Origin of the sequence: Streptomyces sp. NPDC050422 (assembly GCF_044458665.1) — a bacterium.
In the GTDB taxonomy this organism is placed as follows: Bacteria; Actinomycetota; Actinomycetes; order Streptomycetales; family Streptomycetaceae; genus Streptomyces.
The window spans coordinates 56767-83384 of record NZ_JBITIE010000021.1 but is presented as its reverse complement, the minus strand read 5'-3'; the positions used below and the strand labels follow the sequence as shown (position 1 = coordinate 83384).

Below are 26618 nucleotides of genomic sequence, written 5' to 3'. Positions count from 1 at the left end.
CCGTACCGGTCACGAGAAGGGAGCAGGGCATGCTGGGTCATGTGCCTCCTCTTCCCCAGCAGCCCCAACGCTCCCCGTTCTCCGGACACATGGTCGTCTGCGGCGACGACGCGCTCGCCCAGCGGCTCGCCGTCGAGCTGCGGTACGTCTACGGGGAGCGCGTCACCCTGGTCCTGCCCCCGGAACCCGGGACGGTCAGACCCGAGCTGCCGCTGACCGGGCGTGGCCGGGCTGCGGCCCTGTTCGGCCGGATGTCGTCGGCGATGAACCGCAACGCCGGGAGCGGCAGCGCGGACGGCGACACCAACGCCGGGGTGGAGGCGGTCCGCATCCTCCAGGCGGCCGAGCCCTCCGACGAGGCGTTCGAGGAGGCGGGCGTCGACTCGGCCGCCGCACTGGCCCTCGTCTACGACGACGACGAGCGCAACATCCGGGCCGCGCTGACCGCCCGCCGGCTCAACCCCCGTGTCCGGCTGGTGATCCGGCTCTACAACCGCAAGCTCGGCCAGCACCTGGAGACCCTGCTCGACCAGGCGGCCGCCGTCGCCTCGCCGGGGCTCGACCAGGCCGCGCTGGACGCCTCCACCACGGTCCTGTCCGACGCCGACACCGCCGCTCCCGCCCTCGCGGCGACCGCGCTCGCCGGATCCAGCAAGGTCATCCAGGCGGAGGGCCTGCTCCTGCGCGCCGCCGAACGCCCGCCGCCCCCGGACGGCCAGGCCGCCGACCCTGGCCTGTGCACGCTGGCCCTGCTCTCCTCCACCACGCACGACCCGGCCGGCACCGAGGGCTCCGACAGCAGCGGCGACGAAGGCCCCCGGCTCCTGCCCGACCAGGCACAGGTGGCCGCGGCCGCCGGGCGCGGAACGATCGTCCTGGAGGCCGTCAGCCAGCCGGGCCCCACCGCCCCGGGCCGCCGGATGGGCGGCAGGGGCGCACCCCTGAGCCAGGTCTTCTCGCGCCGGCTGCGCTGGTCCGCGCTGGGCGTCGGCCTGGCCGTCCTGGGCCTGGCGGTGGCGTCGTCGTTCACCACCGGGGACGACCCGCTGCACGCCACGTATCTGACCCTGCTGGACCTGTTCGCGATGGGCGACCCGGCGATCGGCGACCCGACCGCCCGCCAGATCATCCAACTCCTCTCGGGTGTGGCCGGGTTGATGCTGCTGCCGCTGCTGGTGGCCGGGGTGCTTGAGGCCTTCGGCTCACTCCGTACGGCCTCCTCCCTGCGCCGCCCGCCGCGCGGCCTGTCGGGGCACGTGGTGCTGCTCGGCCTCGGCAAGATCGGTACCCGCGTCCTGGTCCAGCTCCGCGAACTCGGCATCCCCGTGGTGTGCGTGGAGGACGACCCGGACGCCCGCGGCATCCCCGTGGCCCGGCGACTGCACGTACCGGTGGTCATCGGGGACGTCACGCAGGAGGGCGTGCTGGAGGCGGCGAAGATCCGGCGCTCCCGCGCCCTGCTCGCCCTGACCAGCATCGACACCACGAACCTGGAGGCCGCGCTGTACGCCCGCTCGGTCAAGCCGGATCTGCGGGTGACGCTGCGGCTGTTCGACGACGAGTTCGCCACCGCCGTCTACCGCACCCTGCGCACCGCCCACCCGCAGGCGCTGACCCGCTCCCGGTCGGTCTCGCACCTGGCCGCGCCGTCGTTCGCCGTAGCCATGATGGGCCGGCAGATCCTCGGGGCGGTGCCGGTCGAGCGGAAGGTGATGCTGTTCGCCGCGGTCGAGGTGGCCGGGCACCCGCAGTTGGAGGGCCGGACGGTGGAGCAGGCGTTCCGGGCCGGGGCGTGGCGGGTCCTCGCCCTGGACGTGGCCCCGCCCGCCGACCGCCGGCCCGACCCGGCCGCGCCCGCCCCGCCCCCGCAGGCCGCCGGAGCCGGCCCCGGCGGCCTCGTGTGGAACCTGCACCCCGGTTACGTACTCCAGCCGACCGACCGGGTGGTGATCGCAGCGACCCGCCGGGGCCTGGCGGAACTCCTGCGCAGGCGGGGTTCGATGGCCCGGCGCTGACGAGAGCGTCCCTATAGCAGACCTCCCATCGCCTCCCGCACCTCGGCCAGGGTCGCGTCGGCGACGGCGTTGGCGCGCTCGTTGCCGGCCCGCAGGACGGACCGCACGTACCCCATGTCCCGTGCGTACTCCGCCCGCCGGGCCCGCAGCGGCGCCATCCGCGCGTTGACCGCGTCGGTCACGGTCCGCTTGAGGGCGGCCGCGCCCCCGCCGCCGATCTCCTCGGCCACGGTGTGCGGGTCCCGGCCGAGACAGAGCGCGGCGAGCAGCAGAAGACCGGACACCCCGGGCCGGCCCTCGGGGTCGTACGTGATGTGCCGCTCGGCGTCCGTCGTCGCCCCCTTGATCAGCCGGGCGGTCGTGTCCTCGTCGGCGCTCAGGGCGATGGAGTTGGCGCGGCTCTTGCTCATCTTGGTGCCGTCGGTTCCGAGCAGCAGCGGTGCGGCGGAGAGCAGCGCCTCGGGTTCCGGGAAGAGTGGCCCGTAGCGCTCGTTGAACCGCCGGGCTACGGTCCTGGTCACTTCGAGGTGCGGCAGCTGGTCCTGGCCGACCGGCACCACGTTGCCCTTGCAGAACAGGATGTCGGCCGCCTGATGGACCGGGTAGGTGTACATCAGCCCGCTGACGGCCGACTGCCGGGAGTGCGCGATCTCGTCCTTGACCGTGGGGTTGCGGCTCAGCTCGGCGACGGAGACCAGGCTGAGGAAGGGCAGCAGCAGCTGGTTCAGCGCGGGTACGGCGCTGTGGTTGAAGATCACCGAGCTTTCCGGGTCGATACCAGCGGCCAGGTAGTCCAGCAGCAGCCCCTCCATCGTCCCGGTGAGCCGCTCGGCCACGTCCCGGTCGGTGAGCACCTGGTAGTCGGCGACGAGGACGAACATCTCCACCCCGAGCTCCTGGAGCCGCACCCGGTTGTGGAGCGTGCCGAAGTAGTGCCCGAGGTGCAGCGCGCCGGTGGGCCGGTCGCCGGTCAGGACGCGGAAGGCGGCGGGGTCCCGCTGGATCCGCTCGTCGAGCGTGACGGTGCTGTCGGGGTAGGTGATGGTCATGGCTGGTCTCTCCTCGCGATGGTGTGTGCGTGGAGGACGGCCCCCGCCGGGCTCGGAGCCCGTACCGGAAGAGGGCAGAGAAAAGGGCCGTCCGTGACGAACGGCCCTGGTCCCGCGCTGAAGAGGTGGCCGCTCCTAGGAGGAGCGCCACCAGTTCCGGCACGGTACGGAGGTCATGGGGCGAGCGTAGCCGAGGACGGGGACGCGAGCGCGGCAATTTCCGCTAAGCAGTGAACGGGTTGCTGATGATGTGGGGCCGGCGGCCGGTGGCCAGTACGCGCTCCGGGAACTTCGGCCCGGCGACGTAGTGGCGCCCTTTCGTCCGGCCGACGGCCGTCAGCAACTGGGCCTTGGTCAGTGCCTGCAGATCCCGTGTGGCCTGCTGCGTGTTGATCGCTTCCGCCTTCCCGTAACGGCTGCGCCTGACGCGACCGGCCATGGCCACCTCGTGCAGCGCGGTGACCTGCCGCTCGGTGACCCCGCTGGCGCCGGTCTCCTCCATCAGCTGCACCCAGCAGTCGTTGGAACGGTCGACGCGGTGCTGTACCCGCTGAGTCTGCTGGTGGTAGGCGAGCAGGTTGAACCTGATCCAGGGCAAGGTGTCACGCTCCGGCGACCAGACGGGGCCGCCGACCTCTCGTAGCACCTTGTAGTAGTCCCAGGTGTTGCCCGGCATGCCCAGCCATTCCTCGATCGAGGAGAACTCGGGTGCGAGGACGCCGCCCCGGGCGATCAGAAGCGTCTGAAGTGAGCGGGACATACGGCCGTTGCCGTCCGACCACGGGTGGATCTTCACCAGGTTCAGATGGGCCATGGCGGCGCGGAGCAGGACATGACTGCCCAGGTCGCCCTCGTCGAGCCAGTCCACGAACTCGCTCATGAGCCCGGGAACCCTCTCCTGGTCCGGGCCCTCGTAGTCGGTCGCGAGCTCGTCACCCGGCGCGGTGATGCGAATGGAGCTCCGGCGCCACTGTCCGGCGAGTTTGCGGGGGTGGTGGTGCCCTTGGAGCATCCAGTGAAGGCTGTTGAGGAGCTCCTTGCTGTACCGGAAGTCGGTCACATCGTGCAGTGACTGGATGTACGTCATGGCCTGCTGGTAGGCGAGTGTCTCCGCCTTGTTCTCGTCACTGGCCTCGACCTCGCGCTCGCCGTCCATCAGGTCGGCGACATCCACGGCGTCGACCTTGTAACCCTCGATCGTGTTCGACGCAGCAATCGCACTGGCCGTCAGGGCCTTGCGCAGATCCAGGGACCATTTCGTCGGGGCCTGCTGCACGGCATGCCGCAGCTGTTCGCGCAGGCCGTCGATCTGCTCCAGGACATGAAGGTCGGCCGATTCCAGGGAGGGCATCGCATACAGCATGATGCAATGATACCCAGCTCCTATCATTGCGCGGCGACGCCCACTCAACCCGGTCAGGAGTTGGACCACCCACGCCGGCAGAGCACGAGCCGGTACCCGTCCGGGTCCTCGACGGTGACGCCCCACTCGTTCCAGTACGGATTCGGCGAGACGACCCGCGTGCCGCCGTGGGCCAGCAGCCGCTCCACCAGCCCTTCGGACACGGATCCGTCCAGATACAGGACGAGCAGGTCCTCGTCGGTGGGGCGGGGGTCCATGGGGTGATCGCCGCCGTGGACGAGCTCCAGGTGCCAGGAGGCGTCCGGGTGCCCCACCATGAGCAGGTCGTGCCCGCCGGGCTTCCGGCCCCCCTCGGCGCGGAACAGGACCGTCAGCCCGAGTCCCGCCACCCAGAACCGCTCCGCTGCCGCGAGATCCCGCGACGGCCGGGCCATACGGACATGGGCGTGACCGGTGAACGGCATGGGGTTCCTCTCCGTCGTCGACACGCTCGGCCGCGCGCCGGATCCGCAGAGTAGGCGTCCGGCCGGGGCACCCGCATCGGCCGACGGACCTGGTCCTCAAGACCTCGGCACCGTCGGCGCAGACCGCGCGACCCTACTTCTTCGCGTGCTCGCCCACGTAGAAGAGGATCCAGACGAACCCCGCGAACAGGTGCGTGGCGAAGACGTAGACGAAGACGCGCAGCGCGACGCCGCGCTCCTTCCAGCTTTCGCTCCCGGCGCCGCCCCCCTCGTCACTCACAAGCTCGGGAAGGGCCCTGCCGTCACTCTCCGCTCCGGTCCCGCTCATACCTGCCTCCATCCGCCCGGGGCTCGGGCGGCCTCCGTGTCCGACCAGGGTACGCAGCGGGCTCCCTGTGCGGCGATGACCGAAGTCCGGCACGGAAGGGCCCGGGCCCGGCGGAATAGGGAGACGGGGCACTCCGTTGTAGGGTGTGTTCAGATAGTTCAATGTTCAACAATATGACCTGGAGGCGGGCGCCATGCAGTTCGGGATCTTCACCGTCGGGGACATCACCACCGACCCCACGACCGGCACGACGCCGAGCGAGCACGAGCGGATCAAGGCCACCGTCGCCATCGCGCGGAAGGCCGAGGAGGTCGGGCTCGACGTGTTCGCGACCGGCGAGCACCACAACCCCCCGTTCGTCCCGTCCTCGCCGACGACCACCCTCGGCTACATCGCCGCCCGCACCGAGCGCATCATCCTGTCCACCTCGACGACCCTGATCACCACCAACGACCCGGTGAAGATCGCCGAGGACTACGCCACGCTCCAGCACCTCGCCGACGGCCGCGTCGACCTGATGATGGGCCGCGGCAACACCGGACCGGTCTACCCCTGGTTCGGCAAGGACATCCGCCAGGGCATCCCGCTCGCCATCGAGAACTACGCCCTGCTGCACAAGCTGTGGCGCGAGGACGTCGTCGACTGGGAGGGGAAGTTCCGTACGCCGCTGCAGTCCTTCACCGCGACCCCGCGACCGCTGGACGGCGTTCCGCCGTTCGTCTGGCACGGCTCGATCCGCTCCCCGGAGATCGCCGAGCAGGCCGCGTACTACGGCGACGGCTTCTTCCACAACAACATCTTCTGGCCCATCGAGCACACGAAGAAGATGGTGAGCCTCTACCGGCAGCGCTACGCCCACTACGGCCACGGCACCGCCGAGCAGGCCATCGTCGGACTCGGCGGTCAGGTGTTCATGCGGAAGAGCTCGCAGGACGCCGTAAGGGAGTTCCGTCCCTACTTCGACAACGCGCCGGTCTACGGGCACGGGCCGTCGATGGAGGACTTCACCCAGCAGACCCCGCTCACCGTGGGCTCCCCGCAGGAGGTCATCGAGCGGACGCTGTCCTTCCGGGACGCCGTCGGCGACTACCAGCGCCAGCTGTTCCTGATGGACCACGCGGGGCTCCCGCTGAAGACGGTCCTGGAGCAGCTCGACATCCTCGGCGAGGAGGTCGTCCCCGTGCTGCGCAAGGAGTTCGCCAACCTGCGGCCCGCCGGGGTGCCCGAGTCCGCGCCCCTGCACCCGGCCGTCGCCGTCGCCGCCGCCACCACCGCCACCGCTGTCGCGAAGGAGAGCTGACCGTGTTCGCCACCGAACCGCTGAGGATCGTCGCCGTATCGGCCGGGCTGAGCAGCCCCTCGTCGACCAGGCTGCTCGCCGACCGGCTGACCGCGGCCACTCGGGAGCGGCTGGAGAACGAGCAGGACCGGGCGGTCGAGGTCCGGGTGATCGAACTGCGCGACCTGGCCGTCGACATCGCGGGCAACCTGGTGTCCGGCTTCCCGTCGGCCACGCTGGAGGAGGCCATCGGTGCGGTGACGGGGGCCGACGGACTGATCGCCGTCACCCCGGTCTTCACCGCCTCGTACAGCGGCCTGTTCAAGTCGTTCTTCGACCTGGTCGAGAACACCGCGCTGACCGGCAAGCCCGTCGTCGTCGCCGCGACCGGGGGCACCGCCCGGCACTCGCTGGTACTGGAGCACGCGATGCGCCCGCTCTTCGCCTATCTGCGGGCCGTCACGCTGCCGACGTCGGTGTACGCGGCCTCGGAGGACTGGGGTTCGTCGGGCGACGAGTACACCGAGGGCCTGCCGGCCCGGATCCGGCGCGCGGGCGGCGAGCTCGCGCAGGCGATCACGGGCGGCCGGGCGGTCTCCGGCGCCTCCAGGGCCCTGGGGCCGGCCGACGAGGTCGTCCCCTTCGAGCGGCAGCTGGCCGACCTCCGGCCGGCCTGACCGACCCGAAGGACGTACTTTCGTCCGCTTTGACTACAGTTGCACAAGAAGGTGCGTGGTGCGGTTGTCCCGTCACCACGCACCGGCTTGACCAAACGGAACCGAGCTGGAGGCAGAGATGGGCAGGATCGTGGTGGGCGTTGACGGCTCCGAGTCGTCGATCAAGGCACTGCACTGGGCCGTACGCCAGGCGGAGCTGACCGGTGACACGGTGGAGGCCGTCAACAGCTGGGAGTACCCCGCGACCAGCTGGGCGTCCATGATGCCGGGCATGCCGGAGGACTTCGACCCGCAGGCCATGGCCACGGTGTCGCTCACCGAGGCACTGGAGGAGGCCCTCGGGGCTGCGGGTGCCGCCGCGGTCAGCAAGGTCGTGGTGATCGGCAACCCCGCGCAGGCCCTGCTCGACCGGGCCGAGGGCGCGAACCTGCTGGTCGTGGGCGCGCGCGGTTACAGCGGATTCAAGGCCACCCTGCTCGGCTCGGTCAGCCTGCACGTCACCCAGCACGCGCCGTGCCCGGTGACCGTGGTCCGCGGCTGACGAAAAGCCCGGACGCCGGTACGGGCCCGCGCACACGAGGCGCGGGCCCGCAGCGGCGGGGAGCTGTGCGGGGCTCAGTCCCTCCGGGTGTGGAAGGTGTAGAACGCGGCGAGCAGCATGCCCGCCCCGGTCAGCAGCCCCAGCACCGACGCCGCCAGCACGCTCTTGCCGGACAGGCTGTAGAGGAAGCCGATCGAGCCGCCGAACAGCGCGCCGTACGCGGCCGCAGCGAGTTCGGCCGGCAGGCGCTTCTGTACCCGGCCGAGCCCGAAGCAGAGCGCCGCGAGCACGGCGCCCGAGACCAGTCCGAGCGCGAGCTGCGTGCCGGTGAGCACACCGCCGCCGCGGACGATGGACGTCGCGTACCAGCCGAGGACCACCCCGAGCGTGACGGGGAGGGCCCAACTGGTCGTGGAGTGGCGCTGGGCACGCGCGTGCGTTCCGCGTGCCTGCACCGAAGCGTGTGCGGCCATGGCAGGAAGCTCCTTCCGTCGCCCCCGCTTTCCTCAAGGGCACACCCGGCCGCGTCGCCCGGCAACTCGGATGGCCCACGGCCCGGGGCGCGGCGTCACCATCCGCGGTTCCCTGGTGGGGTGCGGACCTACTTCTCGGCGGCTCTCTCGGCAGTGTTCCTGGTGCTGCTCGCCGTCCTGGTGCCGTTGAGCGCGCTCTCCGCCTGGGTCGATCTGGAGATCGACGACACGGACCGTTACGTGGCCGCGGTCGCGCCGCTCGCCTCCGACACCGCTGTACAGAACACCGTCGCCGACCTGATCACCGACGAGGCGATGAAGCAGATCGACGTCGGCCCGCTCCAGGACACCGTCCGCGACTTCCTCCACCAGGCCGTGCAGTCCTTCACCACCACCGACGCCTTCCAGGCCGCCTGGAACGCCGCCAACCGCACGGCCCACGAGGCCGTCACGGCGGCGCTGGACGGGCAGAGCGGCGAGAGCGTCACGATCGATCTGGCGCCCGTGACGGAGAAGGTGAAGCAGAACCTGGTGGACAACGGGGTGCCGTTCGCCGACCAGATCCCCGTCCAGCACACAGCCATCCAGATCGTGTCCGCCGACCGCGCCGACCAGATGCGCCAGAGCTTCCGGTGGCTGCGCGCCGCCGGCGTATGGCCGGCCGTCGGCACCCTCGTCCTCGCGCTGCTCGCCGTCGTCCTGGCCTGGGTGCGCGGCGGGCCCGGCCGCCGCGGCTCGGCGCTGGCCGCGCTCACCGCCACCGCCGTCGCCGGCACCGGCTTCGCGCTCGGCGCGCTGGTGCTGCGCGGGGCGATCGCACTGGCACGCAACCGCGTACTGGCCGAGGTGCCCGGCAGCGACACCGACGGGGCGGCGGCGGTGTACGACGCGCTGACCGGATCGCTCCGCACCACCGTGTGGATCGTCTTCGGTACGGGCCTCGCGGTGGCCGTGTGCGCGGTGGCGGCACGGATCTGGGCCCAGCGGGTGCGGCCGGTGCCGTCGACCGGGGCATGAGCCGGCCGGCCCATGAGTCGGCCTGGCATGAGTCGACCGCCGCCTCCAGGATCGTTCCGCTCTGCGTGGCCGCCCTCCTCCTCGCCGCGGTGAGCGTCGTCATCGGCTTCCGGGCCGCCGGAGCCGACGGCCCGACCCCGGTCCCGCAAGCCCTGGCCTTCCTGCCCTGGCTCCTGGTGCCCGGCGCCGCCGGTCTCGGACTCGGCGCACTGGCCCGGTGGCGCGGCGGCATGGTGTGGGCGGCGGTCGCGCTCGCGCTGACCGTGTGGTTCGTGCGGCCGTACGGCCCCGGCACGACCGGCGCGCACGGCCCGGTGGTGGCCCGGCTGGACGTCCTCACCTCCAACGTGGAGTTCGGGAACGCGACGGACGCGCTGATCCGGGCGGTCCGCAGCGAGGGGCCCGATGTGGTCTTCGTCCAGGAGTGCGACCTCGCCTGCGCGGACGCGTTCGCCGCCCGCGTCCCGGCCGCCTCGTACCCGTACCGCGACGTCGTCCGGCTCGACGGCTCGCACGGGTCGGCGATCCTCAGCAGGTTCCCGCTGCGCCCGGCGGGCCGGATCGACGGCACGATGGCGATGCCGGGGGCGGTCGCCGTCGTGGCGGGCCGGGACGTGCGGCTCCAGCTCGCCCACCCCATGCCGCCGGTCCCCGGCGGGGTGCCCCTCTGGCGCCGCGAACTCGGCCGGATCCGCGACCTCGCCGCCGCCGTCCGGGACCGGCCCGCCGTCGTGGCGGGCGACTTCAACGCCTCCCAGGACCACGCCGCCTTCCGGGCCGTCCTGGACGCGGGCGGCCTCCACGACAGCGCCCGCCTCGCCGGCTCCTCCCGTACGTACTCCTGGCCCGCCGACCGCGCCACACCGCTGCGCGCCCAGATCGACCATGTGCTGGTCAGCGAGGAGTTCTCGGTCCACTCGGCCCGCTTCCTGCGCCTCGCCGCCACCGACCACCGCGCGTTGCTCGTCGGCCTCGAACTGCACGACGGCCCCTGAGATCCCGGCTCCTGCGGCCCGACGTGCGGGTGCCGTCAGGCCGGGGAAGAGTGGAAGGGGTGACTGCCGGGTACTACTGGGAGGTTGCGTATGCGAGCCATCGCCGTCAGCACGTTCCGCGCCGATCCCGCCCTGGCCGAGGTCCCCAAACCGGATCCGCGGCCGGGCCAGGTCCGGGTGAGGATCGAGTACGCCTCGCTCAACCCGGGCGACGTGCGGCTCGCGGACGGCACCCTGGACGGCCTCGCCCCCCAGGCCTACCCGCTGGTCATCGGCGTGGACTACGCGGGCCGGGTGGACATGATCGGCAGCGGCGACAACCGCTTCCGGGTCGGCGACCACGTCTTCGGCCGGACCGGCGGTCCGGCCGCCGGTGCGGGAACGTACTGCGACTACGTATGCGTACCGCAGGAGTCCGCCATCGCCCTCGTCCCGCGCGGGCTGGACGCCCGGATCGCAGCCGCGCTGCCGTCCGCCGGGATGGCCGCCGCGCAGATCCTGGAGGCGGTGTCGCTGCGGGGCCACGAGAGCCTGCTGATCGTCGGCGCGGCGGGCGGGGTCGGCACCTGCCTGACCCAGCTCGCCAAGGCGCGGGACGTGCGCGTGATCGCGGCAGTGCGCGGGGACGAGCGGGCCAGGATGGGGTCGTTGGGTGCCGCCGTCACGATCGACGTCACGGACGGCCCGGCGTCCGACGCGATACGGGCGTCCTGCCCGGACGGCGTCGACGCGCTGGCCGACCTGGCCTCCGCGACCACCGAGGCGTTCGCCGCGCACGCCGCGGCGCTCCGGCCGGGCGGCATCGCGCTCTCCACCCGCGGCGTCGCGGCCGGCGCGGCGCTCCCCCGCGGGGTACGGGGCGTCGACTTCCGGCTCGACCCGAGTCCGGTCCTGCTGGACGTGCTGGCCGCGGGCGCGGCGGACGGCGTCCTGCGCGTCCCCATCGACGCCGAACTCCCCCTGGAGAAGGCCCCGCAGGCCCTGGACCGCAACCGGACCGGCGGGGCGCGTGGCAAGACCGTCATCGTGCTGCGGGAGCACGGGCACTGCTGAACTACCGGCCCGAATCCGGTGCGGCTGAGAGGAAGACGTCATGGACGACCAGGAGCGGGACATCATCGGAGGCATCGACGGGCTCGTCGCGGAGGAACGCGCCCTGCGCGACCGCAACGGCCGCGAACCGGGCCTGTCCACCGACGAGCAGGCACGACTGCGTACCGTGGAGGTCCGTCTCGACCAGTGCTGGGATCTGCTGCGGCAGCGGCGGGCACTGAGCGAGTACGGCGAGGACCCGTCACAGGCCCGGGTCCGTCCGGCCGACGAGGTCGAGGGATACCGCAGCTGACCGCTGCCCGGAGGGGGACGCGTTGACCGGCAGCGGGACCGACGGACCCAGCACCTCCGCCGCGGCGCAGCGACGCGGAACGCCGCCCGTCTGGCTGCGCTACGGCCTGCGCCCCCTGCCCGTGCCGGTCCCCTGGGCCGCCGTCGCCCGCGCGAGCGTCGCCCTGGCCGCGCCGCTCGCCGTCGGATTCGCCGCCGACCGGCCGGTGTACGGGGCGCTGGCCTCCATGGGCGCGCTCTCCGGCGTCATCGGCGACACCGCCGACGCGTACCGAATGCGCATCCTCAACATCGCCGTGCCGCAACTGTTCGGCGCTCTCGGCATCATGACCGGCACACTCGTGTACGGGACCGGCTGGGCGGCCGTCGCCGTCCTCACCCTCATCGGTCTCGTCTCCGGGATGATGTCGACGATCGGCGCCGTCGCCTCCGTGTCGGGGCTGCTGCTCCTGCTCAACTCCGTCGTGGGCGCCGGACTTCCGATGCCGGACCCGTGGTGGGTGGCGCCCCTGCTGCTGACGCTGGGCGGTCTGTTCGTCCTCGCCCTGACGCTGCTGGCCTGGCCGCTGCGCCGGAAACTGCCGGAGCGGGTCGCGGTCGCGGACACCTACCTCGCCGTCGCCGACCTGCTCGCCGCCGCGGGCACCGACGCGTACGAGGAGAAGCGGCAGGCCGTCACCGGCTCCCTCAACGTCTCCTACGACCTGATCCTCGCCCGCCGCGCCCGCTATCACGGCCGCAGCGGCGCGATGGTGCGGCTGCTGTCCCAGCTCAACGTCGTCATCCCGCTGGTCGAGGCGGCGCCCGCGGTGCACGTACGACGGATCGTGCTGCCCGACGAGATCCCGGCAGCGGTCCGGGCCCTGGCCGAGGACATCGAGGAGACCCGGACCGGCGGCGCCGAACCCCGGCTGCCGGCACCGGACTCACCCGCCACCCGGGCGGTGGACAGCGCCCTGCGCCATGCCGCCGCCGTCGTGCACAAGGCCGAGCCCGACCCGTACAACGTGGACGACCGGCTCGGCCGGCCGGCGGCCCTCGGTGTGCGCGTCCGGCGTGCCGGCCGCAACGTCCTGCTCTCCGGGCCCTCATGGCGGTACGGGCTGCGCCTCGCGCTCTGCATCGGACTGGCCCAGGCGCTGACCTCACTGATCGACGTACCGCGCTCCTACTGGGTCGCACTGACCGTCACCTTCGTGCTCAAGCCCGACTTCGGCTCGGTGTTCTCCCGCGCCGTGCTGCGGTCCGTGGGCACGGCGGCCGGACTCGTCATCGCGGCCCCGGTGCTGGCGGAGGTGCCGATCGGCTGGTGGGACGTGCCGGTGATGGTGCTGCTGGCCGCGCTGATCCCGGCGCTCACGGCGAAGGGCTACGCCTTCCAGACCGCGGCCATCACCCCGGTCATCCTGCTGCTCTCCGACCTGCTCAACCACCAGGGTGTCCACCTGGTCTGGCCGCGCTTCCTGGACAGCCTGATCGGCTGCGTCATCGTGCTGGTGGCCGGATACCTGCTGTGGCCGGAGAGCTGGCACACCCGGATCGGCCACCGGCTGGCCGACGCGGTCACGGACATCGCGGACTATGTGGGGTGCGCCTTCGAGCCGGGTGGCGACGGCGACCGGGCCGAACGGGTCCGCACCCGTCGCCGCATCTACCGCGACCTCTCGGCCGTACGCTCCGAGTTCCAGCGCGCCCTGACCGAGCCGCCGCCCAGCGGAACGCGCGCCGCCGCGTGGTGGCCGCTGGTCGTGGCCGTGGAACGCATCGTGGACGCCACGACGGCGGCCCGGGTCCGCGTCAACCACGGGGCCCCGGAACCGGAACCGGCGGAGGTGACCGCGGTCCAGGCCCAGCTCCGTGAACTGGCCGAGGGCGTGCGGGCGAGCGAGGTGCTGGTGGCCGTAGGCACCGATCTCCCCGGGGACGAGGAGGGTGTCCTGGCGCCGCTGCGCCAGGAAGTGGCGGCGGCCCGGGCCGTCGCCACGCCGGAGCCGTAGTGCCTTGGGGCCTCAGTGCCTCAGAGCCGTACGGCGTCGGGGCCGGTGCGACGCCTCGCGCGTCACTCCGTGGGCTCGGGCCCCGCACCCCGCAGCCGGTCCATCTCGCGCCGGTCCCGCTTCGTCGGCCGCCCCGCGCCCCGGTCCCGTACCGGAACCTGGATCGCGGTCTCGCGCGGCGGCGGGGGCGGGCTGTTGTCGACGAGGCACTCCGCGGCCACCGGCGCGCCGACCCGCTTCTTCACGATCTTCGACACGACGACGACCCGGTCCCGGCCGTCGTGCCGCAGCCGCACCTCGTCGCCGACGCGCAACGCCTGGGCGGGTTTGGCGCGCTCGCCGGCGACCTTCACATGACCCGCGCGGCAGGCGGCAGCGGCCTGCGCACGGGTCTTCGTGAGCCGGACCGACCAGATCCAGACATCGACCCGAACGCTGCCTGCCGCCTGCGGCGCCTCACCGGAAACCATGGGTCCGACTGTAATGCGGCGGACCGCAGCGCGGCGGACGCCCGCGGGATCAGCCGAATTCGCTGATCCCCTCCGCCATGGTGTAGCCGTACCTCTCCCGCTTGCACGCCCCGCACTTGCTCGGCGCGTGCTCGCTCAGCGACAGGGCTGGGGCGCGAAGCCGTCACCGCGCCCGTGGACGAGACAGAGATCCCCGGGACCGAACGACGTCTGCAGCGTCTTCGCGTTGCCGACGAGCTGCGTCGTCCCGTGACCGTGCCCGGGGTGGCCTGGAGCAGCCGGCCGTTGTCCGGCCCGGCCAAGTCGTCCTGCTCGGCCTCGGGTTCGTCGTCGAAGCCGTCGTCCGGCGCGAGGCCGGAAAGCATCGCCCCGGCCGCCACCGCACAGGCCACAAGACGCGTTCGGGGGGATGGGATCCTCATATGAGAGCCCTTCTTGTCACACCTGCGGATAACGGGAACGGCGCCCCTGACTGTTTGTCAGACGCACCGGCCGCCCACGCCCGCAACGCGAACGGGCACCTCGGGGGCGTACGCGAACGACTTGCCGACGACATCCAGCAGGTCCGCACAGTCCGGGCACAGGACTCGGTACGGGATCGGTTGCAGCTCAGTTGCCCCACGGGCGGGCCGCGCCGACGAAGGGCCTGATCCGGCCGCTAACCTTACGTATCCGCCCTGGCCAGGGATCAATTCCCGCAGTACGGACATTCATCGCACCCAACTCATGCGAAAGGCCTCGCCCATGGGCATTCGGAGCTTGCTGCGCAAGGTGTTCGGCCGTGACCGCACGGAGCAGGACGAGCCGACGACGGCCACGGTCCCGGCCCAGGGCGAGCGCACCCTGGCCACGGAGCCGGAGTCGGTGACGGTGGACGAGCCGGCGGCCGAACCCGTCCCGGCCGTCAAGGTGACGGTGCCGGCCCCGGCCTCTTCGGAGTCGGCCCCTGCCCCCGCTTCCCGGTCCACGAAGGACGACGGCGGGGCGGCGGCGGACCTGGTGGCCGCGGCCTTCGACAAGGCCGCCGCGCCCGCCCCCAAGACCGCTCCCACGGTTCCGTCGCAGGGGTCGGGATCCCGGACGAAGACCGCGGAGCCGGTGGCGGCCGTGGAACCGGCCAAGGTTGTGGAGCCGGTGGAGGCGGCCAAGGTTGTGGAGCCGGTGGCCTCGCCTGCTCCGGTGGCCGAAGTGAAGCCCGTGACGACGGCCGTGATCGCGGAGCCCGTGACGGCGGCCGTGATCGCGGAGCCCGAAGCGGTGACGCCGGAGGCCGTCGAGACCCCGGAGCCCGTCAAGACGCCGGAGCCCGTCGAGGCCCCGGTCGAGGCCCCCGCCGCCGAGGCCGAGCCGGTCGTGGCCGAGCCGCTCGCGCCCGAGCCGGTCGAGGCCGAGGCCCCGGTCGCCGAGCCCGAGCCCGAACCCGCGCCGATCACCATCGACATGGACCCGGAGCCCGAACCGGAACCGGCCCCCGAGCCCCTGGCCGAGGCGGCCCCCGTCGCCCCCGCTCCCGCCGGGAAGCCCGCCCTCACCCTCGCCAAGGTCAAGGCCCGCGCGCCCGAGCTCGTGGGGTCGTACAAGGCAGCCCAGGCCGGGCTGAAGGCGCACGGGCTCACCGGGCTTCGCGCCACCGTCTACCTGGTCCTGGACCGTTCCGGCTCCATGCGGCCCTTCTACAAGGACGGCAGCGCCCAGCACCTGGGCGACCGCACGCTCGCGCTCGCCGCGCACCTCGACGAGAGCGCCACCGTCCAGGTCGTGTTCTTCTCGACCGACATCGACGGCACCGGCACGGTCGGGCTGGACGGCCACGAGGGCCGGATCGACGAGCTGAACGCCGGTCTCGGACGGCTCGGCCGGACGAACTACCACCGCGCCGTCGAGGAGGTCGTCACCCACTACGAGAAGTCCGGGGCGACCGGCCCGGCACTGGTGGTCTTCCAGACGGACGGTCCGCCGGACGTCAAGCAGGCTGCCCGCCAGGCGCTTGACGACGCGGCACGGCTGCCGCTGTTCTTCCAGTTCGTGGCGTTCGGCGACGAGGACGCGAAGGGCTTCGACTTCCTGCGGAAGCTGGACGCCCCGAACGCCGGCTTCTTCCACGCGGGCCCCGCCCCGCGCGAGGTCGCGGACGCCGCGTTCTACCGCGAGGCCCTCGCCGCACTGCCCGCCTGGGTCGCCGCCAACGCCTGATCCGCCGGCAGGCGTACGGTCACGGCGAGCCCGCCCTCCGGGCCCGGCACCGCCGTGACCGTACCGCCGTGCGCCATGGCAATAGAACGTACGATCGAAAGCCCGAGTCCCGATCCCCGTCCCATCCGGTCCTTGCCCTCACCCCGCCGGAACGGCTCGAACAGCCCGGGGATGTCGGCCGCCTCCACCACCGGACCGCTGTTGCGCACCTCCAGCAGGGCCCCCGTGCCCGCCGGCACCAGGGACACCGCCACGCTCCCGCCGGGCACGTTGTACGTCACCGCGTTGGCCACCAGGTTGGCCACCAGCTGGGCCAGCAGCAGCCGGTTCCCGCGCACCGCGCAGCGCTCGGCGTCGACCGCCACCCCCGGGTGGCGGTCCGCCTCCTCCGCCACCACATGCGCCAGGTCCACGGTCTCCCGCTCGCCCTTGTCGAGCCCGCGCTCGCTCCGCGCCAGCACCAGCAGCCCCTCGATGAGCCGCTCGCTGCGCCGGTTGTTGTCCAGCAGCGTCTGCCGGGTCCGTACGAGATCGTCCGGCGTCGGATCGTCGAGACCCACCTGGATCGCCACCCGCTGCGTGGCCAGGGGGGTGCGCAGCTCGTGCGAGGCGTTGGCGATGAACCGGCGCTGGCTGTCGAACGCCTTCTCCAGCCGGGCCAGCAGCGCGTCCAGTGTGTCGCCCAGCTCCTTCAGCTCGTCGTCGGGCCCGCTGGAGGCGATCCGCTCGTGCAGCGTGTGCGCGGAGAGCCGGCGCGCCTTCGCGGTCATCGCGTGCACCGGGCGCAGGACCCGCCCGGCGGTCCACCACCCGACGCCCACCGCGCAGGCCGTCATCACGAGCAGGGCGGCCACGGACCAGATGAGCAGCTGGTGCCCCGCCGCGTCGCTGACGTGGTCGGTGAGGTCGTAGACGGTCGGCGGCCCGAGACTGCGCCGGGTGACGAGGGGGCCGTTCACCGCGTAGCCGGGCTGGACGACCGCGGCGGTACGGGCGATGGCGCGGGCCTGCGAGTCGGTACCGGCCCGGGAGGCGAGGTTGACCGTGGCGAGCAGAGCCGTACCGAGCACCAGGAACACGCCGCCGTACACGAGCGCGATCCGGGTCCTGATCGTGGCGTGCGGCACCCGGGCCGGGCGCCTCACAGGGCGTACCCGACGCCCTGCACGGTGCGGATGACGGCGGGCTCGCCGAGCTTTCCGCGCAGCTTGCTCATGCAGACGCGGACGGCTCCGGTGAAGGGGTCGGCGTTGGCGTCCCAGGCCCGCTCGAGGAGTTCCTCCGCGCTGACGGGCCCGCCGTCGGCCTCCAGCAGGAGCTGGAGCACGGTGAACTCCTTCGGCGAGAGGTCCAGCTCCCGTCCGTCCCGGGTCGCGGTGCGGCGCACGGTGTCGAGCCGGATGCCGTACCGCACCAGCTGCGGGGGTACGGGCCGGGCGCTGCGCCGGCGCAGGGCGCGGACCCGCGACACGAGCTCGGGGAACTCGAACGGCTTGCCCAGGTAGTCGTCGGCTCCCAGGTCGAGCCCGGCGACGCGGTCCTCCATGGAACCGGCGGCCGTCAGCATCAGGATCCTGGTCCGGGAGCCGGAAGCGACCAGCCCCCGGGCCACGTCGTCGCCGTGCACCCGGGGCAGGTCCCGGTCCAGGACGACGACGTCGTAGTCGTGCAGCCCCAGGTATGCCTGGGCGGCATCGCCGCTGTACACCGTGTCGACGGCGAACCCGGCCCGCCGCAGCCCGGTGGCGACGAGCTCCGCCAGAATCTCCTCGTCCTCGGCGACCAGTACCCGCATCGTGATGTCCCCTGCCTCGTGCATGCGTGTCCACTCCCTCCCAGGATGCGTCTTTGCTACCGGAAGTCATGTTTCGCAAAGCTCTCCGCTTCCGCGCCCCGGGTTCATCGCGGTGAGGGGATCTCCCACGGGCCGTTAGGATTTCGACCATGGCGGCCACTGGATCCGAGAAGCAGGCGGCGACGGCGTTCTACGTCTCGACCCCCATTTACTACGTCAACGACGCTCCTCACCTGGGCCACGCCTACACGACCGTCGCAGGCGACGTGCTCACCCGCTGGCACCGCCAGCGCGGTGAGAAGGTGTGGTACCTCACCGGCACGGACGAGCACGGTCAGAAGATCATGCGCACGGCCGAGGCGAACGACGTCACGCCCCAGGCGTGGTGCGACAAGCTCGTCGAGGAGGCGTGGAAGCCCCTCTGGGAGCACCTCAACATCGCCAACGACGACTTCATCCGTACGACGGAGAAGCGGCACACCGACCGTGTGCAGGAGTTCGTGCAGGACCTGTACGACAAGGACGAGATCTACAAGGGCGGCTACGAGGGCCCTTACTGCGTGGGCTGCGAGGAGTACAAACTCCCCGGCGACCTCATCGAGGACGAGGCCGGCGTCAAGCTGTGCCCGATCCACAAGAAGCCGGTGGAGATCCTCAAGGAGGAGAACTACTTCTTCAAGCTCAGCGAGTACGGCCCGAAGCTGCTGGAGTTCTACGCGGCCAACCCGGGCTTCATCCAGCCCGAGTCCGCGCGCAACGAGGTCGTGAACTTCGTGAAGCAGGGGCTCCAGGACCTCTCGATCTCCCGCTCGACCTTCGACTGGGGCGTGCCGGTGCCGTGGGACGACAAGCACGTCATCTACGTGTGGGTCGACGCCCTGCTCAACTACGCGACGGCGGTCGGTTACGGCGCCAACCAGGAGAAGTTCGACGGTACGTTCCCGGCGAACGTGCACCTGGTCGGCAAGGACATCCTGCGCTTCCACGCGGTGATCTGGCCCGCGATGCTGATGGCGCAGGGGCTGCCGCTGCCGGGCCGGGTCGCGGCCAACGGCTGGCTGATGGTCGGCGGCGAGAAGATGTCGAAGTCGAACCTGACGGGCATCAAGCCGCAGGACCTGACCTCGCACTTCGGCGTGGACGCCTACCGCTGGTACTTCCTGCGGGCCATCGCCTTCGGCAGCGACGGCTCGTTCTCCTGGGAGGACTTCACCGCCCGTTACACCTCCGAGCTCGCCAACGACTACGGCAACCTGGCCTCGCGCCTCGCCGCCATGGTCGGCAAGTACTACGGCGGTGTGCTCCCCGAGGCCACGGCCGCGGGCGAGGCCGAGCAGGCGGTCCGGGAGGGCCTGGCCAAGGCCGTCACCACGGCCGACCTGAAGATCGGCGAGGAGCTGGACTTCCAGGGAGGCATCCTGGCGATCTTCGACTTCGTGAAGCAGGTCAACGGCTACATCACGGAGCAGGAGCCGTGGAAGGTCGCCAAGGACGAGTCGCCGGAGGGCAAGGCCCGCCTCGCGACGATCCTGTACACGGCCGCCGAGGCGCTTCGCGGTGTCGCGGTCCTGCTGAACTCCGTCATGCCGGACACCTCGCAGCAGCTGTGGGAGTGCCTGGGCGCCGAGGAGTCCCTGGGCGCGCTGTCCGACCAGCGCGTGCAGGACGCGGCCACGTGGGGCGGGCTGCCGGTGGGCGCGACGGTGACGAAGGGCGCGGTGCTGTTCCCGCGCCTGGAGGAGAAGCCGTAGGCCCCTTCGGGGCCGGGTCCTCGGTTGTTGCGTGCCCCGGACCGGGGCACGGGTCTTTGTCCTCAAGCGCCGGACGGGCTTGGTGTGGGCGCCGAGCCCCGTGGGGTGCGCTTGTGGGTGGGGGTCCGGGGTCCCTCCGGGGCGTCTCCTCGAACGACGAACGTTTCCAGTCCCACGCAGCGGACCCCGGTATCCGTTCGTCGTCCTGCGGGGACTCCCCTGCACGCCCCCGGACCCGCCCGGCGGGGGGGGGGGCGCCCCCGCCCCCCCCCCCCCCCCCCCCCCCCCCCCCCCCGCGGCCCCCGGGGGCCCCCCCCCCCACGACGGCGTCGGGTGGGGCCGTGCAGGGGCGTCCCCGCAGGAAAATGGCGTACTACCCGGCCCCCGCAACGATGTGGGTTGCCACGCCATTTTCTGAGGAGACGCCCCGGAGGGGCACCACCCCCACCCACAAGCGCACCCCACAGGGAACCCTCACCAAACCAAGCCCGTCCGGCGCTTGAGGACGGAACCCCGCGCCCCGGACCGGGGGCAACCGACCCACGAAGACCCGGCCCCACAGGGGCCTCAGCGGCTCAGCGACGCCGCGTCCCCCATCACGATGACCGGCTCCTTCGCCGGGTCGAGGACGCCCAGCAGCTCCTTCATCCGGTCCTCGGTGACCGAGACGCAGCCCTGGGTGGGGCCGCCGTGGTCGACGTGGATCCAGATGCCGCCGCCATGCTCCTGACCGAGGGGGCGGGTGTGGTCCAGGGGCGAGGTGCCGGGGACGCGGTTGTAGTCGATGGCGATGACGTAGTCGAACGAACCCTCCAGCGGCTCCCCGTGGAAGCCCTCGCCCTCCACCTTGAAGTCGGGGCTCAGGTCGTACGGGAAGGCCGTGTCCGGGGGATCGAGGCGGCCGCCCGCCGCGGTCAGGGTGAAGACACCGACGGGTGAGCGCAGGTCGCCCTCCCAGTGCTCGGCCGTCCAGCCGTTGAGGGCGTTGTGCGCGGGCCAGGGCGCCAGGGCGGCCCGCCAGCCGACAGCCGGGTCGTCCCGGGTGTAGAGCACGGCCGTGGAGTGGTTGGAGTCCGGTGACTGGCCGGTGACCACGAACGCCTGGTGGGCCCCGGCCGGGATCCGGGCCCGGGTCTGCGGCCCCAGCCCGGGGATCTCACGCGGCGGGATGGGGAGCGGTGACGGTGTGGGCGGCACGGCGGCCCGGGGCTGAGCGGGTGCGCCGGGTGCGCCGGCGGCCCCGGGCGGTCCCGGTACGCCGGTGGCGCCCGCGGCCTTCGTGGTGGCGCCGCTCCCGTCCATACCGACGAAGGGCTCCGCCCCGCACCCGGCCAGCAGCAGGAGGAAGGCGGCGCAGACGACGTACGGGAGGCGCAGCGGAACGCGCGAACGGGGCACGGGCACGGAGGGCTCCTCAGCGGTAGGTGGCCGGGTGCGGGGCTCTGCGGATGCGGGCGGGGTCCGCGCGGCACCGGGGTCGGCCCAGCCAGTCTTTGCCGCAGCCGCGCTCCGCCAATCCCGCCTCGGGGCCATCCGGGTCTCACCGTTCGGGTGATTCGTGTACTTGTATGCGCGCAGCCATGTGTCCGTGGGCAGCACGAAGGGCCCGGAACCGGGGTGGATGTCCGGTGCCGGGCCCTTCGTCTCCGCGGGGGGACGGAGGCCTGAGGAGGCTGCGGTGGTGCGTGCGGATCAGTCGGGGGCGGTCACATCCCCGTTCCGTCGTGCGTCTCGTCCGGGTCCACGCCCATGGTGATCGAGCCGACGACGCCGCGCTCGATGTGCTTCTTCCGGTACGAGAGCTTCAGCAGCCCGCCCGTGACACCGCTCTGGTCGTAGATGGTGTCCTCGGTCAGGGTCGTACGGGTGGTGGTGCTGGTGGAGTACGGTTCGGCCTTCGCCGAGTCGAGGACCGCGGACTCGGCGAAGAAGAACTGGCCGGTGTGGCAGGTGTGTCCGCCCTCGTACCCGGCGTCGGTCATCTTCCCGCCGACGTGCACCTTGGTGTGGATGTGCACGGCACGGCCCTGGTACCAGCCCGGGAAGATCGTCTTGAACTCCACGTAGCCGTGCTTGTCGGTGAGCCGGGTGCCGCGCAGATAGCGCTCGTCGTCGGTCGGCTCGCTGTGCCCGCCACCGCCACCGCCGGGGCCGGGGCCGCCGGACGGGGGTGTGCCGGTCGGGGGCGTCCCGGTGGGGGTGTCCGTCGGGGTGCCGGTCGGGGCGTCCGTGGGGGCGCCGCTCGGCGGGGTGCCACCGCCGCCGGGGCCGCCCTGGCTCATGCTCTCGTAGCCGGAGTAGACGCCCAGGGCGTCGCAGTGCCAGATGTCGACGGCCGCCTGCTTGACGGGCTTGCAGGTGTCGGTGTCGATCACCTTGAGCCGGAGGGTCATCGGGATGCCCTCCTTGTCCTCGGTGATGTCCTTGCGGATCTTGTCGGCGTCGATGTAGTACGGGCCCTCGGTGGTCTCCGAGGCCAGCCGGTAACACGCCTCGCCCTGCCCGGCGTCGCCCTTCGTCCCTTTGCCACCACCGCTCTCCCCGGCAGAGGCGTTCGCGACGGTCCCGGCGCCGAACCCGGCCACGGCGACGACCGCGCCACCGGCGATCATCATCCGGCGGCGGGTCAAGTCCTTCTTGTGTGCGGGTACTTGAGTCTCTGTCATGCCGTGGAGGCTAGGCAGCACAGCTGGCAGGGGCATGAGCGCGGGCTGTGCGTTCCTGTGTGACTCCGAAAAGGCCCTCGGACGACGTGGAACAGCCCCCGGCGGGAGCGCCAGGGGCTGTTTCACGTGAAACCGGCGGATGCGGCCGGTGAGCCGCGCCGGACTACTTCTCGGTGGCGTCCTTCGCGGAGGCGACCGGCTTGCGGAGCTGGATGTTCAGCTCGCGCAGCCGGGTCTCGTCCAGCTCGCTCGGGGCGCCCATCATCAGGTCCTGGGCGTTGCCGTTGAGCGGGAAGGCGATCGTCTCCCGGATGTTGGGCTCGTCGGCCAGCAGCATCACGATGCGGTCGACGCCCGGGGCGATGCCGCCGTGCGGCGGGGCGCCGAGGCGGAACGCGCGCAGCATGCCCGCGAACTCCCGCTCGACGGTCTCCGCCTCGTAACCGGCGATCTCGAAGGCCTTCAGCATGACCTCGGGCTCGTGGTTACGGATGGCGCCGGAGGACAGCTCGATGCCGTTGCAGACGATGTCGTACTGCCACGCCAGGATGTCGAGCGGGTCCTTCTCCTCCAGGTCCTTCATGCCGCCCTGGGGCATGGAGAACGGGTTGTGCGAGAAGTCGATCTTGCCGGTGTCCTCGTCCTTCTCGTACATCGGGAAGTCGACGATCCAGCAGAAGCGGAAGACGCCCTCCTCGAAGTGGCCGGCGCGCTTGGCGGCCTCGACGCGGACGACGGACATGATCTTGGAGACCTCGTCGAACTCGCCCGCACCGAAGAAGACGGCGTGGCCGGGGACGAGGGACAGACGCTCGGTGAGGGTCTTGATGTCCGTCTCGGTGAGGAACTTGGCGATCGGGCCCGCCAGCGTGCCGTCCTCGCCGACGCGGACCCAGGCGAGGCCCTTGGCGCCGTGCTCGACCGCGTACGCGCCGAGGCCGTCGAAGAACTTCCGGGACTGGCCCGCGGTGTCCGGCACCGGGAGGGCGCGCACGTGCTTGCCGGCGAAGGCCTTGAACTCCGAGTCCGCGAAGATGTCGGAAATGTCGACGAGCTCCAGCTGGGCCCGCAGGTCCGGCTTGTCGTTGCCGTACTTCAGCATCGACTCGCGGAACGGGATGCGCGGGAACGGCGAGGTCACGTGGCGGCCGTTGCCGAACTCCTCGAAGAGCTCGGTCATGAGCTTCTCGATCGGCTGGAAGACATCCTCCTGCTCGACGAACGACATCTCGACGTCGAGCTGGTAGAACTCGCCGGGCGAACGGTCGGCGCGGGCGTCCTCGTCGCGGAAGCACGGCGCGATCTGGAAGTAGCGGTCGAAGCCGGAGATCATCAGCAGCTGCTTGAACTGCTGCGGCGCCTGCGGAAGGGCGTAGAACTTGCCCGGGTTCAGGCGGGACGGGACCACGAAGTCACGGGCGCCCTCGGGGGAGGTCGCGGCGAGGATCGGGGTCGCCATCTCGTTGAAGCCGAGGGCCACCATCTTGGAGCGGATGGAGGCGATGACGGACGAGCGCAGCATGATGTTGCGGTGCATGCGCTCGCGGCGCAGGTCGAGGAAGCGGTACTCCAGGCGCCGCTCCTCGTTGACGCCGTCCTCGGCGTTGATCGTGAAGGGCAGCGGGGCGGCCTGGCCCAGCACCTCGACCTCGGTGACCTCGATCTCGATCTCGCCGGTCGGCAGCTCCGGGTTGACGTTGTCGGCGCCGCGGGCGGAGACCTTGCCGTCGATCCGTACGACGGTTTCCTTGGTCAGCTTCGCCAGGGCGTCGTTGCCGGGAGTGCCGGGACGGGCGACGAGCTGCACCAGACCGTAGTGGTCGCGCAGATCGATGAAGAGGATGCCACCCAGGTCTCGGCGATTGTGCAGCCAGCCGCTCAGCCGGACGTCGGTGCCGACGTCAGAGGCGCGGAGCTCGCCGCAGGTGTGGGACCTGTACCGATGCATCGTCGTTCATCCAGTCTTCGCGGTTGGGGATGATTCAGCCTCCCCAGGCTACCGCCCGCGACCGGACCGTTTCCTTGCCATTGTCCGTATCAAGATCGTCACCGGGCTCTCGGCACTGCCTCACACGCACAGGCCGGTCTAAAGTGGGGCAATGCGCACCGAGGATGTCCTGGCCGCGACCGCGACGGGCCTGTGGCGCTGGGACAACCGGGCCGGGACGGTCACGCTCGACGCCGAGGCGGCCCGGCTGCTGGAGCTGCCCGCCGAGCACAGCGTCTTCCGGGAGTCGGAGGTCCGTTCCCGCTTCCACCCCGTCGACTGGAACGAGATCTACGGGGTGGTGAACCTCGCCGTCGCCGAGGGCACGCTCGCCGAGGCCCGGTTGCGGATCGTGGACGAGCACGGCCGCGTGCTGCGGACCGTCCGGAGCCGTTCCAAGCCGCTGCTGCTGCCCGAGGCGGGCTCCGAGGCGGACTACGTGCTGGTCGGCACGCTCCAGGAGGTCGCCGAACCGCAGCCCGGCACCACCGGGGCGCACACCCCGATCACCGGCGACTGGCGTCGCTCCCGCGAGGCGTTCCTGCTGGACGCGGGGCGGGCGCTGGCCGAAGCCCGGTCGACGGCGGAGGTGCTGCGGGTGGCCTACTCGCTCTCCATGCCCGGCTTCTCGCCGGACGGGCTGGCGGTCTTCGGCGTCGAGGGCGAACGGCTGACGGTCATCGGCCACCACGGGCACAACATGGGTGACGAGGGCCCGTTCAGCGAGATGCCGCTGGAGACCGACTACCCGGCGGCCGAGGTCGTACGGACCGGGCGGGCGGTCTATCTGTCGACGGCCGACGACTACCGCGACCGCTACCCGGCCACCTGGCCGCTGGCCCGGCGGTTCGGGCGCCGTTCCTGGGCCTTTCTGCCGCTGATCGTGGCGGGACGCACGATGGGCACCTGGATGGCGGGGTTCCGGCATCCGGTGTCGTTCTCGCCGGACGAGCGGTCGGTGCTGACGACCGTGGCCCGGATGCTCGCCCAGGCGCTCGCCAGGGCCGGGGTCGCCGAGACGGAGCGGGAGCTGTCGCTGGGGCTCCAGCGCTCGATGATGCCGTCGCTCGGCCCCGGCATCCCGGGCATGACGGTGGCCGCCCGCTATGTCCCGACCGGGGGCGGCCTCCAGGTCGGCGGCGACTGGTACGACATGATCCCGCTCCCCAACGGCCGCATCGCCCTCGTCATCGGCGACGTCCAGGGGCACGACGTACGGGCCGCGGGGCTGATGGGCCAGTTGCGGATCGCCCTGCGCGCGTACGCCTCCGAGGGGCACCCCCCGGACGCGGTGCTCTCGCGCGCCTCGCGCTTCCTTTCCGGGCTCACCGACGCGTACGAGGGCGGCGAGCAGCCGGAGGCACGCTTCGCGACCTGCCTGTACGCGGAGGCCGACCCGGAGACCGGCACCCTCGACATCGCGCGGGCCGGCCATCCCGACCCCGTGGTCATGACCGGCGACGGAACCGCCGTCATCCGGCGGACCGAGGGCGGGATGCCGCTCGGCGTCGAGGCCGACGCGGACTATCCGGCGACCCGGATCACCCTGGAGGCCGGAGAAACGATCATGCTGTGCACGGACGGGCTGATCGAGACCGGCGGGCACGACCTGGCCACCGGCTGGGTCCGGCTCCGGCCGATCCTGGAGGGGCACAGCGGGGATCTGGAGAAGCTCGCGGACGAGTTGGTCCAGGCCGTCCACGGACCGGCCTCGCACCACACGACGGGGCCGCTCGCCGACCGGCGCGAGGACGACATAGCGGTCCTGCTGCTGAGGCGCGAGGTCTCCGCGGCGCAGCCGACCGCACCCCGGCGGACCGCGCTCACCATCGCCCAGGCCGAACCGGAGCGGATCTCCGCGGCCCGGACGCTGCTGCGCGAGCTGCTGCACGACTGGGCGGATGCGGAACAGGTCGACTCGGCCGTGCTGATGGTGTCCGAGATGGCCACGAACGTGCTGGTCCACACGGACGGCGACGCCTTCATGGTGGCGCAGGCGACCGGTGAGCACGGGGAGCGGCGGCTACGGGTCGAGGTGTCCGACGGCAGCGACGAGCTGCCGCACAAGCGGCGGCCCGGCGAGATGGCGTCCAGCGGCCGGGGCCTGGTGTTGATGGAGATGCTCGCCGACGTGTGGGGGGTGGACCCGCGGGGCTCGGGGAAGTCGATCTGGTTCGAGCTGTACGAGTCGGCGGACCCTGCGGAGCCGTAGGG

23 protein-coding genes are annotated in these 26618 nt (G+C 72.0%); 12 read left to right on the top strand and 11 right to left on the bottom strand.

All coding sequences use genetic code 11. The annotated features are described in order from the left end of the window. Window positions 1-29: 29 nt before the first annotated feature. Entirely contained in the window at window positions 30-2015 is a 1986-nt protein-coding gene (locus ACIBJG_RS30225; protein WP_399312251.1) for an NAD-binding protein, read from the top strand. Between the two features lie 11 nt (window positions 2016-2026). Here ACIBJG_RS30225 and trpS read toward each other — a convergent pair whose 3' ends face one another. The 4 genes from trpS to ACIBJG_RS30205 all read right to left on the bottom strand — a co-directional run bounded on the left by trpS (window position 2027) and on the right by ACIBJG_RS30205 (window position 5171). Continuing rightward, entirely contained in the window at window positions 2027-3064 is a 1038-nt protein-coding gene (gene trpS / locus ACIBJG_RS30220; RefSeq protein ID WP_399312250.1) for a tryptophan--tRNA ligase, read from the bottom strand. Between the two features lie 223 nt (window positions 3065-3287). After that, window positions 3288-4427 (bottom strand): Fic family protein, encoded by a 1140-nt coding sequence (locus tag ACIBJG_RS30215; RefSeq protein ID WP_399312248.1) that lies wholly within the window; start codon window positions 4425-4427, stop codon window positions 3288-3290. 53 nt (window positions 4428-4480) lie between these two features. Continuing rightward, a complete protein-coding gene (locus ACIBJG_RS30210; RefSeq protein WP_399312246.1) occupies window positions 4481-4891 on the bottom strand; it encodes a VOC family protein in 411 nt (136 codons plus the stop codon). Window positions 4892-5024: 133 nt separating this feature from the next. Beyond that, window positions 5025-5171, bottom strand: coding sequence for a DUF6126 family protein (locus ACIBJG_RS30205; protein WP_399312370.1), 147 nt, complete (start codon window positions 5169-5171; stop codon window positions 5025-5027). Between the two features lie 241 nt (window positions 5172-5412). Between ACIBJG_RS30205 and ACIBJG_RS30200 the strand changes: the two genes are divergently transcribed. The 3 genes from ACIBJG_RS30200 (at window position 5413) to ACIBJG_RS30190 (ending at window position 7716) form a co-directional block, all read left to right on the top strand. Then, entirely contained in the window at window positions 5413-6519 is a 1107-nt protein-coding gene (locus tag ACIBJG_RS30200) for an LLM class flavin-dependent oxidoreductase (RefSeq protein ID WP_399312244.1), read from the top strand. Between the two features lie 2 nt (window positions 6520-6521). Further along, window positions 6522-7175, top strand: coding sequence for an FMN reductase (locus tag ACIBJG_RS30195; RefSeq protein ID WP_399312243.1), 654 nt, complete (start codon window positions 6522-6524; stop codon window positions 7173-7175). Between the two features lie 118 nt (window positions 7176-7293). Then, complete coding sequence (locus tag ACIBJG_RS30190) at window positions 7294-7716, top strand: universal stress protein (protein WP_399312241.1); 423 nt, start codon at window positions 7294-7296, stop codon at window positions 7714-7716. A 74-nt stretch (window positions 7717-7790) separates the two neighbouring features. Here the strand turns inward: ACIBJG_RS30190 and ACIBJG_RS30185 are convergent, their stop codons facing one another. After that, complete coding sequence (locus ACIBJG_RS30185; protein WP_399312239.1) at window positions 7791-8189, bottom strand: hypothetical protein; 399 nt, start codon at window positions 8187-8189, stop codon at window positions 7791-7793. A gap of 120 nt (window positions 8190-8309) precedes the next feature. On the opposite strand from ACIBJG_RS30185, the gene ACIBJG_RS30180 reads away from it, so the two are divergent. The 5 genes from ACIBJG_RS30180 to ACIBJG_RS30160 all read left to right on the top strand — a co-directional run bounded on the left by ACIBJG_RS30180 (window position 8310) and on the right by ACIBJG_RS30160 (window position 13542). Next, on the top strand, window positions 8310-9206 hold the full coding sequence (locus ACIBJG_RS30180; protein ID WP_399312237.1) for a hypothetical protein: 897 nt from the start codon (window positions 8310-8312) through the stop codon (window positions 9204-9206). Continuing rightward, on the top strand, window positions 9203-10201 hold the full coding sequence (locus tag ACIBJG_RS30175; protein ID WP_399312235.1) for an endonuclease/exonuclease/phosphatase family protein: 999 nt from the start codon (window positions 9203-9205) through the stop codon (window positions 10199-10201). The genes ACIBJG_RS30180 and ACIBJG_RS30175 overlap by 4 nt, the downstream gene beginning before the upstream one ends. 90 nt (window positions 10202-10291) lie before the next feature. Beyond that, window positions 10292-11254 (top strand): NADP-dependent oxidoreductase, encoded by a 963-nt coding sequence (locus ACIBJG_RS30170; RefSeq protein ID WP_399312233.1) that lies wholly within the window; start codon window positions 10292-10294, stop codon window positions 11252-11254. A 40-nt stretch (window positions 11255-11294) separates the two neighbouring features. Then, complete coding sequence (locus tag ACIBJG_RS30165) at window positions 11295-11546, top strand: DUF2630 family protein (protein WP_399312231.1); 252 nt, start codon at window positions 11295-11297, stop codon at window positions 11544-11546. Between the two features lie 22 nt (window positions 11547-11568). Beyond that, the gene (locus ACIBJG_RS30160; RefSeq protein ID WP_399312229.1) at window positions 11569-13542 is read left to right on the top strand and encodes an FUSC family protein; all 1974 of its coding nucleotides are present in this window, start codon (window positions 11569-11571) and stop codon (window positions 13540-13542) included. Window positions 13543-13604: 62 nt separating this feature from the next. Here ACIBJG_RS30160 and ACIBJG_RS30155 read toward each other — a convergent pair whose 3' ends face one another. Then, window positions 13605-14012, bottom strand: a complete 408-nt coding sequence (locus tag ACIBJG_RS30155) for an RNA-binding S4 domain-containing protein (RefSeq protein ID WP_399312228.1) — start codon at window positions 14010-14012, stop codon at window positions 13605-13607. Between the two features lie 744 nt (window positions 14013-14756). Here ACIBJG_RS30155 and ACIBJG_RS30150 point away from each other — a divergent pair. Further along, entirely contained in the window at window positions 14757-16205 is a 1449-nt protein-coding gene (locus tag ACIBJG_RS30150; protein WP_399312226.1) for a VWA domain-containing protein, read from the top strand. On the opposite strand, the gene ACIBJG_RS30145 is transcribed toward ACIBJG_RS30150, so the two are convergent. Both ACIBJG_RS30145 and ACIBJG_RS30140 read right to left on the bottom strand, forming a co-directional pair. Beyond that, window positions 16154-17350, bottom strand: a complete 1197-nt coding sequence (locus tag ACIBJG_RS30145) for a sensor histidine kinase (RefSeq protein ID WP_399312224.1) — start codon at window positions 17348-17350, stop codon at window positions 16154-16156. The genes ACIBJG_RS30150 and ACIBJG_RS30145 overlap by 52 nt on opposite strands. After that, window positions 17347-18000: a response regulator transcription factor gene (locus ACIBJG_RS30140; protein WP_399312368.1), complete on the bottom strand. Its 654-nt coding sequence runs from the start codon at window positions 17998-18000 to the stop codon at window positions 17347-17349. The genes ACIBJG_RS30145 and ACIBJG_RS30140 overlap by 4 nt, the downstream gene beginning before the upstream one ends. Window positions 18001-18149: 149 nt before the next feature. On the opposite strand from ACIBJG_RS30140, the gene metG reads away from it, so the two are divergent. After that, window positions 18150-19751, top strand: a complete 1602-nt coding sequence (metG, locus tag ACIBJG_RS30135) for a methionine--tRNA ligase (RefSeq protein ID WP_399312222.1) — start codon at window positions 18150-18152, stop codon at window positions 19749-19751. Between the two features lie 567 nt (window positions 19752-20318). Here metG and ACIBJG_RS30130 read toward each other — a convergent pair. The 3 genes from ACIBJG_RS30130 to aspS form a co-directional block, all read right to left on the bottom strand. Continuing rightward, complete coding sequence (locus ACIBJG_RS30130; protein ID WP_399312220.1) at window positions 20319-21155, bottom strand: L,D-transpeptidase family protein; 837 nt, start codon at window positions 21153-21155, stop codon at window positions 20319-20321. A 302-nt stretch (window positions 21156-21457) separates the two neighbouring features. Further along, a complete protein-coding gene (locus ACIBJG_RS30125; protein ID WP_399312219.1) occupies window positions 21458-22417 on the bottom strand; it encodes an intradiol ring-cleavage dioxygenase in 960 nt (319 codons plus the stop codon). A gap of 163 nt (window positions 22418-22580) precedes the next feature. Next, window positions 22581-24365, bottom strand: a complete 1785-nt coding sequence (aspS, locus tag ACIBJG_RS30120) for an aspartate--tRNA ligase (RefSeq protein ID WP_399312217.1) — start codon at window positions 24363-24365, stop codon at window positions 22581-22583. Window positions 24366-24516: 151 nt separating this feature from the next. Between aspS and ACIBJG_RS30115 the strand changes: the two genes are divergently transcribed. Then, window positions 24517-26616: a SpoIIE family protein phosphatase gene (locus tag ACIBJG_RS30115; protein WP_399312215.1), complete on the top strand. Its 2100-nt coding sequence runs from the start codon at window positions 24517-24519 to the stop codon at window positions 26614-26616. Window positions 26617-26618: the final 2 nt, after the last annotated feature.

What these genes read in the sequence shown, in the direction of transcription:
- ACIBJG_RS30225 (WP_399312251.1), top strand. Translation starts at nt 30, where the DNA reads ATGCTGGGTCATGTGCCTCCTCTTCCCCAGCAGCCCCAACGCTCCCCG.
- trpS (WP_399312250.1), bottom strand. Translation starts at nt 3,064, where the DNA reads ATGACCATCACCTACCCCGACAGCACCGTCACGCTCGACGAGCGGATC.
- ACIBJG_RS30215 (WP_399312248.1), bottom strand. Translation starts at nt 4,427, where the DNA reads ATGCTGTATGCGATGCCCTCCCTGGAATCGGCCGACCTTCATGTCCTG.
- ACIBJG_RS30210 (WP_399312246.1), bottom strand. Translation starts at nt 4,891, where the DNA reads ATGCCGTTCACCGGTCACGCCCATGTCCGTATGGCCCGGCCGTCGCGG.
- ACIBJG_RS30200 (WP_399312244.1), top strand. Translation starts at nt 5,413, where the DNA reads ATGCAGTTCGGGATCTTCACCGTCGGGGACATCACCACCGACCCCACG.
- ACIBJG_RS30190 (WP_399312241.1), top strand. Translation starts at nt 7,294, where the DNA reads ATGGGCAGGATCGTGGTGGGCGTTGACGGCTCCGAGTCGTCGATCAAG.
- ACIBJG_RS30185 (WP_399312239.1), bottom strand. Translation starts at nt 8,189, where the DNA reads ATGGCCGCACACGCTTCGGTGCAGGCACGCGGAACGCACGCGCGTGCC.
- ACIBJG_RS30175 (WP_399312235.1), top strand. Translation starts at nt 9,203, where the DNA reads ATGAGCCGGCCGGCCCATGAGTCGGCCTGGCATGAGTCGACCGCCGCC.
- ACIBJG_RS30170 (WP_399312233.1), top strand. Translation starts at nt 10,292, where the DNA reads ATGCGAGCCATCGCCGTCAGCACGTTCCGCGCCGATCCCGCCCTGGCC.
- ACIBJG_RS30165 (WP_399312231.1), top strand. Translation starts at nt 11,295, where the DNA reads ATGGACGACCAGGAGCGGGACATCATCGGAGGCATCGACGGGCTCGTC.
- ACIBJG_RS30155 (WP_399312228.1), bottom strand. Translation starts at nt 14,012, where the DNA reads ATGGTTTCCGGTGAGGCGCCGCAGGCGGCAGGCAGCGTTCGGGTCGAT.
- ACIBJG_RS30150 (WP_399312226.1), top strand. Translation starts at nt 14,757, where the DNA reads ATGGGCATTCGGAGCTTGCTGCGCAAGGTGTTCGGCCGTGACCGCACG.
- ACIBJG_RS30140 (WP_399312368.1), bottom strand. Translation starts at nt 18,000, where the DNA reads ATGCGGGTACTGGTCGCCGAGGACGAGGAGATTCTGGCGGAGCTCGTC.
- metG (WP_399312222.1), top strand. Translation starts at nt 18,150, where the DNA reads ATGGCGGCCACTGGATCCGAGAAGCAGGCGGCGACGGCGTTCTACGTC.
- ACIBJG_RS30125 (WP_399312219.1), bottom strand. Translation starts at nt 22,417, where the DNA reads ATGACAGAGACTCAAGTACCCGCACACAAGAAGGACTTGACCCGCCGC.
- aspS (WP_399312217.1), bottom strand. Translation starts at nt 24,365, where the DNA reads ATGCATCGGTACAGGTCCCACACCTGCGGCGAGCTCCGCGCCTCTGAC.
- ACIBJG_RS30115 (WP_399312215.1), top strand. Translation starts at nt 24,517, where the DNA reads ATGCGCACCGAGGATGTCCTGGCCGCGACCGCGACGGGCCTGTGGCGC.